Genomic DNA, 16,252 nt, shown 5'->3' with positions numbered 1-16,252 from the left:
TTTTTCGTCTTCTCGCTTTTTTACAGCCTAAATTTCAGGAGCTTTGGTTTGAGCACCCCAGCAATTTTAGCCCTTGCCGATGGTACTATTTTTAAAGGTACTTCAATTGGCGCATCGGGTAGTACGACTGGTGAAGTCGTTTTCAACACTGCCATGACTGGCTATCAAGAAATTTTGACTGACCCAAGTTATGCACAACAACTTGTGACCCTAACTTACCCACATATCGGTAACACAGGTTGTAATGATGAAGACGCTGAGTCAGGTCGAATTCATAAAGTATGGGCCAACGGATTGATCATTCGTGACCTACCTTTATTGCATAGCAACTTCCGTGCTGAGCAATCACTAAGTGATTACCTTAAACAACACAATGTTGTTGCTATCGCAGATATTGATACTCGTAAATTAACGCGTATTCTGCGATCAAAAGGTGCGCAAAACGGTTGTATCCTTGCTGGTGAAAATGCAACTGAAGAAGAAGCGTTAGCTAAAGCACGTGCTTTTGGTGGTCTTAATGGTTTAGACCTTGCAAAAGAATGCTGTGATCCGACCGGTTTCGAGTGGACTGAAGGCTCTTGGGCGCTTGGTAAAGGTTTCGCTCAACCAGAACTTAAATTCCATGTTGTAGCATACGATTACGGTGTCAAAACCAACATCTTACGTATGCTCGCAGACCGCGGTTGTAAATTGACTGTCGTGCCTGCGCAAACTCCTGCTGCTGATGTACTTGCGCTGAATCCAGATGGCGTGTTCTTATCGAACGGCCCCGGCGATCCAGCAGCATGTGATTATGCAATTGAAGCTGTAAAAACAATTGTAGAAGACGCACGCAATGTACCTGTATTCGGTATTTGCTTAGGTCACCAAATTCTTGCACTTGCATCAGGTGCAAAAACTGTGAAAATGCCTCACGGTCACCACGGTGCTAACCATCCTGTACAAAACTTAGAAAATGGTACAGTGATGATTACTTCTCAAAACCACGGCTTCGCAGTGGATGCAGAAACTCTTCCTGCAAACTTGAAAGCTACGCACAAATCACTGTTCGACCAAACCCTTCAAGGGATTCATCGTACAGACAAACCTGCGTTCAGTTTCCAAGGTCACCCAGAAGCAAGCCCTGGTCCACATGACTGCGCACCACTGTTCGATCATTTCATCGAACTTATCGAAGCATCTAAGAAGTAATTAAGGAAGCATCATGGCTAAACGTACAGACATTAAAAGCATCTTAATTATTGGTGCTGGTCCGATTGTGATCGGTCAAGCATGTGAGTTTGACTACTCAGGTGCGCAAGCATGTAAAGCCCTTCGTGAAGAAGGCTACCGTGTTATTTTGGTGAACTCTAACCCAGCGACCATTATGACTGACCCTGCGATGGCAGACGCAACTTACATCGAGCCGATCACTTGGCAAACTGTAGCTGCAATCATTGAGAAAGAACGCCCAGACGCAGTTCTTCCTACAATGGGTGGTCAAACAGCATTGAACTGTGCTCTTGCACTCGATGCCAACGGTATTTTAGAAAAATACAATGTTGAATTGATTGGCGCGACCAAAGAAGCTATCGAAAAAGCGGAAGACCGTAAACTTTTCGATATCGCGATGCGCAAAATCGGTTTGGAATGCCCTCGCGCTGACGTTGCAGAAAGCATGGAACACGCACTTGAAATTCAAGCACGTTTCGGCTTCCCTGTAATTATCCGTCCATCATTCACGATGGGTGGTTCAGGCGGTGGTATCGCATACAACAAAGAAGAATTTATCGAGATCTGTGAACGCGGTTTCGACCTTTCTCCTACTCACCAATTGCTGATCGATGAATCTTTAATTGGTTGGAAAGAGTACGAAATGGAAGTTGTTCGTGACAAAAACGACAACTGTATCATTGTATGTACAATCGAAAACTTTGACCCAATGGGCGTGCACACAGGTGACTCAATCACTGTTGCTCCTGCGCAAACATTGACTGACAAAGAATTCCAACTTTTACGTAATGCATCTTTAGCAGTACTTCGTGAAATTGGTGTAGAAACTGGCGGTTCGAACGTTCAGTTCGGTATCAACCCGAAAGACGGCCGTATGGTTGTGATCGAGATGAACCCACGTGTTTCTCGTTCATCTGCCCTTGCTTCTAAAGCAACTGGTTTCCCAATTGCGAAAATCGCGGCGAAATTGGCTGTCGGTTATACCCTTGATGAATTGAAAAATGACATCACTGGCGGCACAACTCCTGCATCTTTCGAACCTGCGATCGACTATGTTGTAACGAAAATTCCTCGTTTCAACTTCGAGAAATTCCCGCAAGCTGACGCAACTTTGACTACACAGATGAAATCTGTGGGTGAAGTGATGGCGATTGGCCGTAACTTCCAAGAGTCTGTACAAAAAGCGCTTCGTGGTCTTGAAGTGGGTGCTGCGGGCTTTGATGAAAAAATCGAAGTGGGTACTGAAGGTGCGAAAGAAAAAATCCTTCAAGAACTTAAAGTGCCAGGTCCTGAGCGTATTTGGTACGTGGGCGATGCATTCCGTCATGGCTTTACACTTGATGAAGTGTTCGCTGCAACGAATATTGACCGTTGGTTCTTAATCCAAATCGAAGACATCATCAAAACTGAAGAAAAAATCAAATCTTTAGGTTTCGGTGACTTAAACGCTGACAACATCCGTTCGTTCAAACGCAAAGGTTTATCTGACCTTCGTATTGCGAAATTGATGGGCATTTCACAAAAACAATTCCGTAAACACCGTTGGAACTTGGGCGTAACCCCTGTTTACAAACGTGTCGATACTTGTGCGGCTGAATTCGAATCTGATACAGCTTACATGTACTCAACTTACGATGAAGAATGTGAAGCGAATCCGTCTACTCGCGACAAGATCATGGTCATCGGTGGCGGTCCTAACCGTATTGGTCAAGGTATCGAATTCGATTACTGCTGTGTACACGCTGCCCTTGCAATGCGTGATGACGGTTATGAAACTATCATGGTGAACTGTAACCCTGAAACTGTTTCTACAGATTACGACACATCAGATCGTTTGTACTTCGAACCAATCACTTTGGAAGATGTACTTGAAATCGTACGTATCGAGAAGCCTAAAGGCATTATCGTTCAGTACGGTGGTCAGACTCCGCTTAAATTGGCTCGTGCTTTGGAAGAAGCTGGTGCGCCAATTATCGGTACATCACCTGACGCGATTGACCGTGCAGAAGACCGTGAACGTTTCCAACAAATGATTCAACGTCTACAACTTCGTCAACCAAACAACAGCATAGTAAAATCTGCTGAAGAAGGTATGGCCGAAGCTGCAAAAGTTGGCTACCCACTTGTGGTACGTCCATCTTATGTACTTGGTGGTCGTGCGATGGAAATCGTGTACAACGATGACGAATTGAAACGCTACTTACGTGATGCGGTTCAAGCATCGAACGAAGCACCTGTACTTCTTGACCACTTCCTAGATGACGCGATTGAAGTTGACGTGGACTGCGTATCTGACGGTAAAGACGTTGTGATCGGCGGTATCATGCAGCACATCGAACAAGCTGGTATTCACTCAGGTGACTCAGCATGTTCTATTCCTCCTTACTCTTTATCTAAAGAAGTTCAGGACGAAATGCGCCGTCAAACCATCGCTATGGCGAAAGAGCTTGGCGTAATTGGTTTAATGAACGTACAGTTTGCTGTTAAAGGCACTGACGTATACATTCTAGAAGTGAACCCACGTGCATCACGTACTGTTCCATTCGTATCTAAGTGCATTGGTGAATCTTTAGCGAAAGTTGCTGCGCGTTGTATGGCTGGTCAATCTTTAGAATCTCAAGGATTCACTACAGAGATTATTCCTGAACACTTCTCTGTAAAAGAAGCAGTGTTCCCATTCAACAAATTCCCTGGTGTTGACCCAATTCTTGGCCCTGAGATGAAATCTACAGGCGAAGTGATGGGTGTAGGCAAAACATTTGGTGAAGCGTTCTATAAAGCTGTGTTAGGCTCTAATGACCGTTTACCAGGCCTACCAACGGAAGGCGAAGTAAAACATGCATTCTTATCTGTTCGTCATTCTGACAAGCCTCGTGCTGTTGGTATTGCGAAACAGTTAACAGATCTTGGCTTCAAAGTCATCGCTACTGGCGGTACTTATGATGTGATTAAAGATGCTGGTATTGAATGTGAACGTGTGAACAAAGTGACTGAAGGCCGTCCTAATATCGTAGACCGCTTGAAAAATGGCGAAGTTCACCTCATTATCAATACAACTGAAGGCAAACAGGCTCAAGAAGATTCATTCTCGATCCGCCGCTCTGCATTACAAGGTAAAGTGTATTACACAACTACCCTTAACGGTGCTGATGCAGTATGCCAAGCTTTAGCAATCAAATTGCCAATGGATGTATACCGCTTACAAGACCTTACTAAAGGTTAATTAAGTTACCGAGAAGTCCCGCCACCTCTCGGTGGCGGGCTTTTTTTCATTTCTAGGTCAGTAAAAATTTTACTGATTTTTTCTTTTTTACAAATATGAGGGACAACAATGCAACGTTATCCTATGACTCCCGAAGGCAAAATTGCCCTAGAGAAAGAATTACAGCAACTTAAAAGTGTTGACCGTCCACGTATTACTGCAGCAATTGCTGAAGCGCGTGAACATGGGGATTTGAAAGAAAACGCAGAATACCACGCTGCTCGTGAGCAACAAGGTTTCTGTGAAGGCCGTATCCAAGATATCGAAGGTAAATTGGGTGCTTGCCAAGTGATTGATGTTAAATCACTTGAGCAAAATGGCCGTGTAGTTTTCGGTGTGACTGTGACCATTGAAAACTTAGATACTGAAGAACAAAAGACTTATAAAATCGTTGGTGATGACGAAGCAGATTTTAAAATCAACAAAATCTCTGTGAATTCACCAATTGCGCGTGGTCTTTTGGGTAAAAACGAAGGCGACGATGTAAAAATCAACACACCACAAGGTGAAGTTGAGTATGAAATTTCTAAAGTTGAATATCTTTAATTCATTAAGATAAGCAATTTTAAGCCCCTCTTTTGAGGGGTTTTTTATATTCAGACAATTGATTATCAACAACCCCACTCTATCCTTCTTTTAACAATCCTGACGCAAAGACTTGAAAGGCATGTAATGCTTCTGGGAGTGCCTGTTCAGGATGCTCACTGGAGGCGACCCAAAGTGCGGCATTCATGGCAGCGCCATTTAAAAATACGGCAGCCGCTTCAGGATCTACTGCTTTAATTCGATCTACTGCCAATAACTGTTGTACGCACTCACGGGTAGACTGCAAACATTTGTTTTGACTGGGCCAATGTGCAGGATCTCCCAATACAGCTGGCCCATCACGCAGTACAATACGCTGAAATTCAGGATTCAAAGCATTTTCAATATAGGCTTGCCCTTCAAGCATCAGCCCTTCCCAAAGATCTTCAGGCTGCTCCAGATGCTGCTGGGCAGATGAAGCCATTTCTGAATCAATTTGATCGACCACAGCAGCAAATAAGCCCCGTTTGTCGCCAAAATGATGGTACAGCGCGCCACGGGTCAGCCCCGCGTCTGCCGTGAGTTTATCCATGGACGTGTCTGCATAACCATACTCAGCAAATGCACGACGTGCCACTTCAATCAGTTTCTTGCGGGTTGCCGCCATTTTTTGTTCACGAACAGACATTGCTTTGCTTACCTCATCCTTACCAAAATTTTAATTGACATACGGCCCGTATGTCAATTATGTTTACATACGAAGCGTATGTAAAAACTTATGCCGTTTTTAAAAATATTTTTTTAAATTTAACATTAAGCGAGAATAGTCATGACAAGAACTGCAATATTTCCCCAAGATCGGCATGCTTTGTATGAACAGCATGGTTACTCGGCTGCCATCAAATCGGAAGATTTACTCTTTGTATCAGGTCAGGTTGGTAGCCGTGAGGATGGTTCTCCTGAACCTGATTTTGAGAAACAGGTAGAACGGGCTTTTGAAAACCTGGCTGCAACATTGGCAGCTGCTGGTTGTACTTTTGATGATATCGTTGATGTCACCACCTTTCATACTGATCCTGAACAGCAATTTGAAAGCATTATGAAAGTCAAAAATCAGGTATTTACCCAAAAGCCTTATCCGAACTGGACAGCGATTGGTGTGAATTGGCTGGCGGGTTTTGATTTTGAAATTAAGGTCATTGCCCGTATTCCTCAACAATCTAAAACCACCTAAAAACTTAGTTTTGCCATCAGTTCATTTGTGGAATTGGATTGTTCACCAGCGTAAAGATCTATTCGGTATAATGGCACATTCCCTATTTTTGTATCCCAGTTATGTCTGAAAAATTGATTAATTCACCTGTCAATCATTGGTGTGAATTTGAGTTCATCTCTAAAACAGTGAAGAACCCAAATATTCACATCAAAGGTAATTATTCATATTATTCTGCATATTGGGATCAGGGTTTTGAGCGCTGTGTGGTGCGTTATTTGCACGACAAACCCGCAACAACTGAGAAGCCGATAGACCAGCTACATATCGGTAATTTTGTCTGTTTTGGCGCAGAATGCGTGATTATGATGGGTGGTAACCAACTCCACCGCACGGACTGGATTTCAGCCTTTCCGTTTGATACACGGAGTTTTGTCCCTGCGGGTGACACAATTATTGGTGATGGATGCTGGATCGGCTCACGTGCCATGATTATGCAAGGTGTTACACTGGGTGAAGGTGCTGTCGTTGCTACAGGTGCTGTGGTGACTAAAGATGTGCCACCTTATGCAGTAGTAGGCGGAGTCCCTGCTAAAATTATTAAATATCGCTTTCCTGAAGAAGATATCAAAAAACTACTTTCCCTCAAGCTCTATGACTTAGATGAAAAGCAGTTTTTAAAGATGCGGGAAAAATTGCAGACGGATGATGTTGATACATTAATCAAATATCTAGATTAAATCCCGATTCAACATAGTTTTTCCAATCAATTATAAAATCATCGGAGTGTTTTAATTTCTGGATAGCAAAGGGAGTATAAGTTTCCAGCATATACAATTCTTTGGCATCTTGTTGTCCCACTGATACATATTTTTCATTCAATGTTACTTGTTTATTATATAAATTTCCTATATGAAATTCATCAATGAAATATTCAGTTCGTAGTTTACTGATAATAATATTTCCAAGAAATTTACTGTCACTAAAAGACAAATTAAATTTTTCAACTAACTTACTTAAAACTAAACGAAATATTTTCAAATCTTTTGAAAATTCCACACCAAATACAAACGCAATTAATATTAGGTTTTTTCTAAAATCATTAGTTTTCAAAATAGCATATTGATTAATTTTTCTTTTTAATTCACGTGAGTTGAAGTTTTTATAATTTTGTAATGCTAATACCCAAAAAAAGAATTCATTTAAAGCTTCTTTATGCTCCATCTCACCAATTCTATAAAGTTCTTCCTTCAATACATTTTCATAGTTAATATAAGGTTCCAAATTTGGAAATTTAATTGTTAAATCTATAAATTTTTCAAAATAATCAGCTGTTATCTCTGCTTCATAACCATAAAAATTCTGAACTGACTGTGATAATTGTGGCTTATTCATCACCAAAACAAAAACAATTTTAGGAATATCAAAGAAATGTTTAACCCTTTCAATTAATCGTATCGCAAAATCAGGACGACAACGATCCAATTCATCAATAATAAAAACTAAAGGTTTATCTAATTTTCCAGCTAATACAGCAAGTTCTTTCTTAAAGTCATGAATTGTTTGTTTCTCAACCTGATGATTCTCAATTTTCTTTTCGATTTTCTCCTTAACTTTTGCAGCTATTTCCTCACTTGCTGTGTCATACAACGCTTTTCCTTCTTCATATACCTCTTTAAATGCTTCTCCAGCTCCACCCATGCCAATCCAATGCATCCCCGCTTTAGCCGCAATCATTGGAATAACTGCCGCCAACGATATTAAAACTGAAGCAGTCTTTGCATTAAAATCTTTAATTTCATCATCATCAATTTCTTTTGATTCTTTAAAAGTTTGACTTATTTCAGCGGCAATAGTTAAAAATGGATCTTCCAAATAATCATTAGCAAATGCATCTAGGTAAATGACGTTATGCTCAGTATCCATTAAATGCTTTGCCCAATGTCGGACAAACCACGTTTTGCCCTCACCCCAACGCGCATCCAAAGCAAGAACAGCTCCACAATTTAAGCGGTCAACATAATTGGTGAGTTGTTCACCTAAACGGCGGCGATCCCAAAGATCACCCTCCCATGCAGTTTCAATATTCTCAAAATTATCTTTAGCCAAGTTTAATTGGTTATTCATCATTTCTATTTATATTCATCAAGTTAACTATGTATTGAGTATAGCAGTAGCGCTATAAATTAACATTTAACCCATAAGCATCTCGTAACTTGTCATAGCCTTTTCCTCAAATTCAGACTATAAAGAACACATAAAATAAAAAGACCCACTTTTCAGGATGAATGATGACGAGAACCACTCAATTCTCAGGCATATTTATACTTGCCCTGCTAGCAGCAGTCGTCGCAACTTTTTGCGATGCGATTCATGTCTATACCCAAACGCTTAGTTATCCCCACCCATTATTTTTCCATCAGGCTTGGTGGGTATTCCCCGGCTTTTTTATTGCCTTTGCTTTCATGGCATTTAGCTACATCCAACTTACGCAACTACTCAAACACTATGTGATGACTCAGCTCAGTTGCCATCATGACAGCACTGCGCCCCTCGTCGAGAGCCTAATACTATTTGCCATAGTCTACATACTCAGCGGATTTGGTAATTTTCATCCCGAAGCACTTTGTTGGATTTTTTACCTTAGCTTTTTTATTCGTTGGTTATTTAGCTATGAGCGTACATGGCTACTGATATTAGCCATTATACTTGCCATTGGCGGCATGTTCTTTGAAGGACTATTGGCTGAGTTTGCTTTAGTTAAATATCGCCATGAAGATATTTACAATTTGCCGTATTGGCTCGGTGGCGTATATATGCATGGCGCATTTGCCTTACGTGCAGGTATGCGTCGTTTTGTCTATCGATGATATTTAAGATAAAAAACTTGAGACTTTAAAACGCAGAAACAAAAAAAAGACCACTCAATCGGAGTGGTCTTTTTTTGAATATGGTGGCTATGACGAGACTTGAACTTGTGACCCCCGCATTATGAGTGCGGTGCTCTAACCAACTGAGCTACATAGCCTTAAACTGTGCGCGCATTATGGAGGGATATTTAAATATCGTCAAGCCCATAATGCGCGTATTTGATCAAAATTTGTTGAAGTGAACCGATAAGCCGGGTTCTGTCGAGGACGATCATTCCTCTAGGCGTACAATCACTCATACGCTCAAGCGACCTACCCGGATCCAGCATGGGCCATGCCTAAAGGATCCCTATTTGGTCTTGCTTCCGGTGGGGTTTACCATGCCGTGAACTGTTACCAGACACGCGGTGCGCTCTTACCGCACCCTTTCACCCTTACCTCCGATTTCGATTGCTCGAAACCATAATGAAGGCGGTCTACTCTCTGCTGCACTTTCCGTCGGTTCACACCGCCCAGGCGTTACCTGGCACCTTGCCCTATGAAGCCCGGACTTTCCTCCCCTGCTTTAGTCACGGAGACCTATACACAGCAGCGATCGTCTGGTTCACTTCGGGGCGCATTCTAACAAATCTGACAACTAATTGCTTGATGTTTTTTGAGCAGTTAGTTTTTCGTACTTTTGTTGAAGCTGTTCCTGAGTTTCAGGATGTGCCGGATCCAATGGAATACAATCCACCGGACAGAACAACTGACATTGCGGTTTATCGTGATGCCCAACGCATTCCGTACACAAATCAGGGTTAATCTCATAAATGAGTTCCCCCATGAAAATCGCCTCATTGGGGCATACAGGTTCACAGACATCGCAGTTGATGCATTCATCAGTGATATATAAAGACACTCTACCAACCTTGCTGTTGTTTACGCTTAAAGGCTTCCACGACAGCTTGTGGTACAAACTGAGTGACATCACCATTTAAACGTGCAATTTCACGCACGAGCGTAGATGAAATAAACGAATATTGCTCTGATGGGGTTAAGAACACGGCTTCAAATTTACTGTCCAAACGGCGATTCATATTTGCCAATTGAAATTCATATTCAAAATCTGAAACTGCACGTAAACCACGTAACACGGCTGTTGCTTTTTGCTCGTTAAAGAAGTTGACCAACAGCCCATCAAAACCTACAAACTCAACATTTGACAAATGACTTAAAGACTCTTGCGCTAGTGCAACACGTTCTTCCAGACTAAACACAGGGTTTTTGTGATGTCCAATTGCAATTGCCACGACAACTTCGTCAAACATGCGTGATGCACGTGTCACTAAGTCGATATGACCATTAGTAATTGGATCGAATGTGCCCGGATAAATTACACGAGTTTTAGACATCCAGTTGTACTCTGTTATTTTGTAGACGGGTATTTTAACAAAATCTTGATTTATAGGTGAAGTCAGCTTGTAAATTTAAAAACTTCATCTTATTCAAAGTTCGGGTACAATAGTGCTAAGTTTGGAAGTTTTTGATTATGACGAAAGCAGTAGTTAAAAAAAATAGTAGCAGTACGATTGCCCTAAATAAGCGTGCGCGTCACGATTATTTCATTGAAGAAAAATTTGAAGCGGGTCTTTCATTACAAGGCTGGGAAGTCAAATCAATGCGTGCGGGTCGTATGACTATCGTAGAGAGCTATATTACGTTTAAAAATGGTGAAGCATTTTTATTCGGCGCTCAAGTGCAACCTTTACTGAGTGCTTCGACACATGTGGTGCCTGAAGCAACACGTACTCGTAAATTATTGCTGAACCGCCGTGAAATTGAAAAACTACAAGGTGCGATTAACCAAAAAGGTTATTCATGTGTGCCTTTGGCATGTTACTGGAAAGGTCCTCATGCCAAACTTGAAATCGCCCTAGTAAAAGGTAAACAGCTTCACGACAAGCGTGCAACGGAAAAAGACCGTGATTGGCAGCGCGATAAAGCCCGTATTTTTCATAAATAAGTTCAATAAAAAAACCTCCATCTTGGAGGTTTTTTTATTTTTAAATTGCAGATTTAGCAGAATTTCAACCCACCAAAACAGTTAGTCCGAACTTCCTGATTCCCCAAGACCTGATTTTTTAACGTTAAATTGGCCGCACCTGCATTACTGAGGTTAATTGAACCTACATTTTTATAAATTGGCAGACCAAATGCTGCACCAACAGCAGAACCTAAGGGAATATAAATTGGTTCATTGGTTAAAATTTGCGATACTTTTTGAGCAACTTGTGGCAAGACGCCTGAGATATCCACTTCAGATGTTGGATTCAATTTGCCAATATTGATCGGGTCTTTAAATGACATCCACCAACCTGTACGTGCAATATCATCTGCATTGGCATCTGGCCAACTAATATCTTGAGATTGAAGCGATAAATAACCGGCTGTGCCATTTAATGGAATGTTATGAATCATATTTAAGGCTTGCTCAAAGGTAATGTTCATTTTCAAACCATCAATTGATGAGCCAGAATCCATAAAGAACTGCGCCCCTTCTACCCATAACAAATTACGGTCAAGTTTGACCTGTAAACTACCACTATCACGGTTGAGTTGAATCGATGGCACTGTCGCACTGATATTTTTGGCAACGGCTTGAGTTTGTCGTTTTCCGTTGATGGTAATTTCAGGGACGGTAAATGGCACATTCATTGAAGGAATTTTTAAACCCTTACTATTTTCAGGTTGACTTACAAAGCTACGATCATTGTTCCAAATCGTATTAATCACCAAGTTCCCCGATAAAGTCTCACTGGTGCTATCCCCAAAGATCGCGGCTTGGGTCTTTGCTGTCCCTGTAGTCGGTGCAATTTTCATATAACCGCTCAGTGACTTAATCCCATCTGTCGGCGCACCCGTGTTTTGAATACCAGTGGTCAATAAACCTGTAATTGATTCAGCACTGACACGGAAGCCTTTAACTTCGCGTAAAGCGGCTTGTTTTGGGTTTTTAATTGCAAATTCAATAAACGGATTTTTCAGTTCGGCACTGGTTGACGCTCGATCACCATTAAAGACGGGATTACCGTTGGCATCGGTCGACGTTGCATTACCACTCAACGCTAGATGACGAATATCAATATCACAGCCATTTGACCCATTTACCCCACCACAGCCGAGTTGCAAACTTTTGACATTGACGTTCAGATCCATGACGGCATCTAAACTGAGTTTGTAGAAACCAATATTTTCATCGACCATTTGTTGGTTGACCAAAATAGGATCGGTATAGGACATATTCATCAATGCAGCACCATTGATGGCAGACAATTCTTCATCTGCTAATCCCACCAATCCTTCTGCTGCAAAAACAACGTCAGAAACACATAAGGTCAATGCCATTGCGACTATTGTTTTTTTCACGATTATTTAATCCTTTTTAATATTCGTCACTCATCCCGAGTGAAATTTATGATAAGATTAAATCAATAGCGTTGGCGTAAATGAATGGCAATTTGTGACACGCATCACAACTCAATTATACAAAATGCCAATTTTCACGAATTTTAGGTCAATAAAAACCCCAGTAACATTTCCATCACTAGGGTTTTCAAAGATTTATAAATGATAGTTCAAACGATTTATTTACAAATTAATTAACTTTATTTAACAACAACCCCAGATATTCACCAAACCAAATAGCAGTTTCTAAATCACCCTCAGGTGGCGTGACTTCAACAGGCGCATTATCCGATTGTGTCATTAAACCTAAAAAGCTCGACATCCGATTTAAATCTGTTGTGCTGCGTCCAGTTGGCATCAATGGAAGACCGCTCCACAACATGCCGTGCTGCATGGCGAATAAATTGATTTGCTGCAATACTGCCAATTTATCTCCACTTAAGCCGCCACCATTGGTAAAACCAGCGGCTAACTTGCCTTGCCATGTCCGTGCTAACCAGCGTTTAGATGATTGCTCCATGAATAATTTCATTGCCGCACTCATACTGCCCATATAGGTTGGGCATCCAAAAACGATGGCATCTGCACTGTCCAATTCATCCCAATCCACATGCTCTACATTCATGAGATGGACTTTTACACCGGCTTTTTCTGCACCTTGTACAATGAAATTCGCCACTTTGGCAGTGTGCCCATAGGGACTGTGGTAAACAACAGCAAGAGATTTAGCAGTCAAAGACATAACATTTAAAAGTCGATAGATTCAGTCAAGTTTAGCATTTTCAAAGCATAAAGACGAATGTTGCCATACGTCCTGTTTTCGCTTCGCGGCGATAAGAAAAATATTCTTCAGCTTGCAAAAAGGTACATTGGTCGCCACCTGTTACGGCTTTAACCCCATGTAATGCAAGAATATAACGCGCTATCGCATAAAGATCAGCATAATATTTGCCTTCCCTTACACAAGCTTTAAATGCACTTTCAAGTTCTGGGTATTTGGAACAAAAGGCAGCTTTGACTTCTGCACCAATTTCAAAACTCTCTTGGCAAATAGCTGCCCCCAACCAAGCCCATGTTGGCTGAGTGTGCATGGCTGCAATGGTGTTTTCCACAATACCGTTGGCCAAGCCCTTCCAACCTGCATGCAGATTGGCAACTTCTGTCCCGTCAGCATTACCCAAAACCACGGGTAAGCAGTCTGCGGTCATCATCATCAGGGCATGATGTTTAGACTGCGTGACCATACCATCGCCTTCGGGTGCAACAAAGTTGATCTGTTCATCAATGCGATGGCATAGCCTACTGTGCGTTTGGTTCATCCAGCTGATTTTATTCACGCCATATTTAGCAAAGTCTTTGAGCAATTGCATCCGGTGCTTTTGCACACGCGCTGCATCATCTCCCACATGCAATGCCAGATTAAATCCTGCCAGCTCAGGTTGTTCAGCGGGTTGCGTCTGATCATGATGAACTCGAGTTTGTCCCACAAAAACACCCTGTGGAAGTCCCTGAACAAATTGCATGTTACCGTCCTTTTCTATCTATGGCGTGTAAATCAGTTTAAAACTTAATAAGCTTTGTTTTCGCTACGTAAAACTTCAACCAATTGGTTAAAGTCTTCAGGCCATGGTGCTTCAAACATCATGTCTTCACCTGTACGTGGATGAACGAGACCCAATTTAACCGCATGTAAAGCCTGACGTTTAAAGCCACGTAAAGTGTCATCTAATAACATCGACGCGCCTGCAGGCATACGTACACGTGGTACATACACTTGATCGCCCACAAGACCATGACCGATATAAGTAAAATGCACACGAATTTGATGGGTACGACCCGTTTCTAGACGTGCTTGAACGCGGGTAAAGTTTTGGAAACGTTCTTTCACATTATAGTGAGTCACTGCATCTTTACCGCCCGGCAATACAGCCATTTTAATGCGATCAACAGGATGACGTTTAATTGGCTCATCCACTGTACCGCCTGCAATAATGTTGCCATATACGATCAAATCGTAAATACGGTAAACCGATTTCTTCGCCAATTGCTTACTTAAAGAAAATTGGGATTCGAGGTTTTTCGCCACAACCAACAGACCTGAGGTGTCTTTATCAATACGATGCACCAAACCTGCACGGGTCAACTCTGAAGATTTTGGGTAGTGGTGCAAAATTGCATTCACCAATGTGCCTGTACTGTTTCCAGCGCCCGGATGAACAACCATACCGACAGGTTTATTAATCACCATAATATCGTCATCTTCATAGACAATATTAAGTGGAATATCTTCAGGTAAGCTACGGGTTTGTGCTTCTAACTCGACGTCTAAAGTCAGTAACTCTTTTCCTTCGCATTTGTACTTTGGTTTCACAGTGTTACCATTGACCAACAAATGGCCCTCTTTGAGCCACTGTTTTAGCTTTTCACGAGAAAAATCAGTCCAAACCAGTGCTGAAACCTGATCAATACGTTGTCCTAAATAGCTTTCATCCAATTGAAATTGCAACGATAAACGTGTTGCAGTTGAGTCTGAAGTATGGTTATCTGCATCCTCAGAATCTTCAAGTAAATTGAAATCAGTTTCAGGGAAATTAGAATTGGAAGATTGTGCTTGACTCATTTGCTCATTCAGACAAAAGTGGTTTAATAGTTCAATTGTAGCTCATTGCCCGTATTAACAGAGGAATTTTTATGTCGCTACCAAAATATAAAATGACAATGCTTGCTCTAACAATAGGCATTGCATCGGCAATGGTAGGCTGTAGCAGTAATCCAAAGAAAGAAGTGGTCGACACAGGTCCACAATCAAGCGAACAGATTTATATCGAAAAAGCACAAAAAGCGCTTGAACGTAACCAATATACAGATGCAGCAAAACACCTTGAAGCTCTAGAGACCTACTACCCTACAGGTAACTATGCGCAGCAAGCACAACTTGAACTATTGTATGTAAAGTTTCAGCAAAAAGACTATGAAGGTGCGATTGCACTTGCAGACCGTTTTATTCGAATGAACCCACAACATCCGCAAGTTGATTATGCGTACTACGTGCGTGGTGTTTCAAACATGGAGCAAAACTACAACGGTTTGCTTCGCTATACTTCTTTAAAGCAATCGCATCGTGATGTGAGCTATCTCAAAGTGGCTTATCAAAACTTTGTCGACTTTATCCGTCGCTACCCATCGAGCGAATATGCAGTCGATGCCGCACAACGTATGAAGTTCATCAGTCAAGAATTGGCTGAAAGCGAAATGAATGCGGCACGTTTTAATGTGAAGCGTAAAGCATGGTTAGCTGCTGTTGAACGTTCACTTTGGGTGATCGAACATTATCCACAAGCGCCACAAGTTCCAGAAGCTCTAGCGACTGTAGCCTATGGTTATGACAAACTTGGTGATAAAACCACGTCTCAGCAATACATTGAAGTGCTTAAGCTAAACTATCCAAAACTTGTGAAGTCAGACGGTACGGTCAATATGCGTGCTGCACGTAGTGAAGGCAGCTTCCTTAACCGTGCAACTTTGGGTATTTTCGGTAAAGAAGCACAGACGATGTCTGAGCAAACCTCTACAGACGTAGTTGAAACCGATGAAGAAAAACGCAGTTTAACCAATCGTTTAAGCTTTGGCTTATTGGATCGTCCTCATAGCGAAAAAACTGAGTCGTCAGAATAAGCTGAATAATATAGTCGCAACGAAGGTCGATTTTTCACAAAGGGCAAG

16 protein-coding genes, 1 tRNA gene and 1 other RNA gene are annotated in these 16,252 nt (G+C 41.7%); 8 read left to right on the top strand and 10 right to left on the bottom strand.

Features of this window, described 5'->3' with window-relative positions; translation table 11 throughout:
* Positions 1 to 48 precede the first annotated feature (48 nt).
* The 3 genes from carA (at position 49) to greA (ending at position 5,020) form a co-directional block, all read left to right on the top strand.
* Entirely contained in the window at positions 49 to 1,191 is a 1,143-nt protein-coding gene (gene carA, locus LXF01_RS04735; protein WP_078192162.1) for a glutamine-hydrolyzing carbamoyl-phosphate synthase small subunit, read from the top strand.
* A 13-nt stretch (positions 1,192 to 1,204) separates the two neighbouring features.
* Positions 1,205 to 4,435 (top strand): carbamoyl-phosphate synthase large subunit, encoded by a 3,231-nt coding sequence (gene carB, locus LXF01_RS04730; protein ID WP_233945092.1) that lies wholly within the window; start codon positions 1,205 to 1,207, stop codon positions 4,433 to 4,435.
* Between the two features lie 108 nt (positions 4,436 to 4,543).
* Complete coding sequence (gene greA, locus LXF01_RS04725) at positions 4,544 to 5,020, top strand: transcription elongation factor GreA (RefSeq protein ID WP_078192164.1); 477 nt, start codon at positions 4,544 to 4,546, stop codon at positions 5,018 to 5,020.
* A gap of 79 nt (positions 5,021 to 5,099) precedes the next feature.
* Here the strand turns inward: greA and LXF01_RS04720 are convergent, their stop codons facing one another.
* On the bottom strand, positions 5,100 to 5,687 hold the full coding sequence (locus LXF01_RS04720; protein WP_078192165.1) for a TetR/AcrR family transcriptional regulator: 588 nt from the start codon (positions 5,685 to 5,687) through the stop codon (positions 5,100 to 5,102).
* A 141-nt stretch (positions 5,688 to 5,828) separates the two neighbouring features.
* Between LXF01_RS04720 and LXF01_RS04715 the strand changes: the two genes are divergently transcribed.
* Together LXF01_RS04715 and LXF01_RS04710 are read left to right on the top strand one after the other, a co-directional pair.
* Positions 5,829 to 6,233, top strand: coding sequence for a RidA family protein (locus tag LXF01_RS04715; protein WP_078192166.1), 405 nt, complete (start codon positions 5,829 to 5,831; stop codon positions 6,231 to 6,233).
* Positions 6,234 to 6,334: 101 nt separating this feature from the next.
* Positions 6,335 to 6,952 carry a CatB-related O-acetyltransferase gene (locus LXF01_RS04710; protein ID WP_078192167.1) on the top strand — a complete coding sequence of 206 codons (618 nt, stop codon included), beginning with the start codon at positions 6,335 to 6,337 and terminating at the stop codon, positions 6,950 to 6,952.
* Here the strand turns inward: LXF01_RS04710 and LXF01_RS04705 are convergent.
* Positions 6,936 to 8,342, bottom strand: coding sequence for a KAP family P-loop NTPase fold protein (locus tag LXF01_RS04705; protein WP_233945091.1), 1,407 nt, complete (start codon positions 8,340 to 8,342; stop codon positions 6,936 to 6,938). The genes LXF01_RS04710 and LXF01_RS04705 overlap by 17 nt on opposite strands.
* A gap of 161 nt (positions 8,343 to 8,503) precedes the next feature.
* On the opposite strand from LXF01_RS04705, the gene LXF01_RS04700 reads away from it, so the two are divergent.
* A complete protein-coding gene (locus LXF01_RS04700; RefSeq protein WP_233945090.1) occupies positions 8,504 to 9,082 on the top strand; it encodes a hypothetical protein in 579 nt (192 codons plus the stop codon).
* Between the two features lie 81 nt (positions 9,083 to 9,163).
* On the opposite strand, the gene LXF01_RS04695 is transcribed toward LXF01_RS04700, so the two are convergent.
* From LXF01_RS04695 to coaD, 4 genes are all read right to left on the bottom strand, one after another.
* Positions 9,164 to 9,240: transfer RNA gene (locus tag LXF01_RS04695), tRNA-Met, on the bottom strand.
* 73 nt (positions 9,241 to 9,313) lie between these two features.
* Positions 9,314 to 9,693: RNase P RNA component class A (rnpB, locus tag LXF01_RS04690), an RNA gene on the bottom strand.
* 26 nt (positions 9,694 to 9,719) lie between these two features.
* The gene (locus LXF01_RS04685; protein WP_078191349.1) at positions 9,720 to 9,983 is read right to left on the bottom strand and encodes a YfhL family 4Fe-4S dicluster ferredoxin; all 264 of its coding nucleotides are present in this window, start codon (positions 9,981 to 9,983) and stop codon (positions 9,720 to 9,722) included.
* Between the two features lies 1 nt (position 9,984).
* Entirely contained in the window at positions 9,985 to 10,476 is a 492-nt protein-coding gene (coaD, locus tag LXF01_RS04680; protein ID WP_078191350.1) for a pantetheine-phosphate adenylyltransferase, read from the bottom strand.
* Positions 10,477 to 10,613: 137 nt separating this feature from the next.
* On the opposite strand from coaD, the gene smpB reads away from it, so the two are divergent.
* Positions 10,614 to 11,087 (top strand): SsrA-binding protein SmpB, encoded by a 474-nt coding sequence (gene smpB, locus LXF01_RS04675; protein WP_078191351.1) that lies wholly within the window; start codon positions 10,614 to 10,616, stop codon positions 11,085 to 11,087.
* A gap of 53 nt (positions 11,088 to 11,140) precedes the next feature.
* On the opposite strand, the gene LXF01_RS04670 is transcribed toward smpB, so the two are convergent.
* The 4 genes from LXF01_RS04670 to rluD form a co-directional block, all read right to left on the bottom strand.
* The gene (locus tag LXF01_RS04670) at positions 11,141 to 12,490 is read right to left on the bottom strand and encodes a hypothetical protein (protein ID WP_233945089.1); all 1,350 of its coding nucleotides are present in this window, start codon (positions 12,488 to 12,490) and stop codon (positions 11,141 to 11,143) included.
* Between the two features lie 229 nt (positions 12,491 to 12,719).
* The gene (locus tag LXF01_RS04665; protein WP_180023236.1) at positions 12,720 to 13,271 is read right to left on the bottom strand and encodes a flavodoxin family protein; all 552 of its coding nucleotides are present in this window, start codon (positions 13,269 to 13,271) and stop codon (positions 12,720 to 12,722) included.
* A gap of 40 nt (positions 13,272 to 13,311) precedes the next feature.
* Positions 13,312 to 14,052 (bottom strand): peptidoglycan editing factor PgeF, encoded by a 741-nt coding sequence (pgeF, locus tag LXF01_RS04660; RefSeq protein ID WP_233945088.1) that lies wholly within the window; start codon positions 14,050 to 14,052, stop codon positions 13,312 to 13,314.
* Between the two features lie 44 nt (positions 14,053 to 14,096).
* Entirely contained in the window at positions 14,097 to 15,149 is a 1,053-nt protein-coding gene (gene rluD / locus LXF01_RS04655) for a 23S rRNA pseudouridine(1911/1915/1917) synthase RluD (protein ID WP_233945087.1), read from the bottom strand.
* 71 nt (positions 15,150 to 15,220) lie between these two features.
* On the opposite strand from rluD, the gene LXF01_RS04650 reads away from it, so the two are divergent.
* A complete protein-coding gene (locus LXF01_RS04650) occupies positions 15,221 to 16,204 on the top strand; it encodes an outer membrane protein assembly factor BamD (protein WP_180065829.1) in 984 nt (327 codons plus the stop codon).
* Positions 16,205 to 16,252 lie beyond the last annotated feature (48 nt).

Source organism: Acinetobacter sp. SH20PTE14, from assembly GCF_021391555.1.
In the GTDB taxonomy this organism is placed as follows: Bacteria; Pseudomonadota; Gammaproteobacteria; order Pseudomonadales; family Moraxellaceae; genus Acinetobacter; species Acinetobacter amyesii.
The sequence above is the reverse complement of the archived record's forward strand: the minus strand, read 5'-3'. Positions and strand labels throughout refer to the sequence as shown.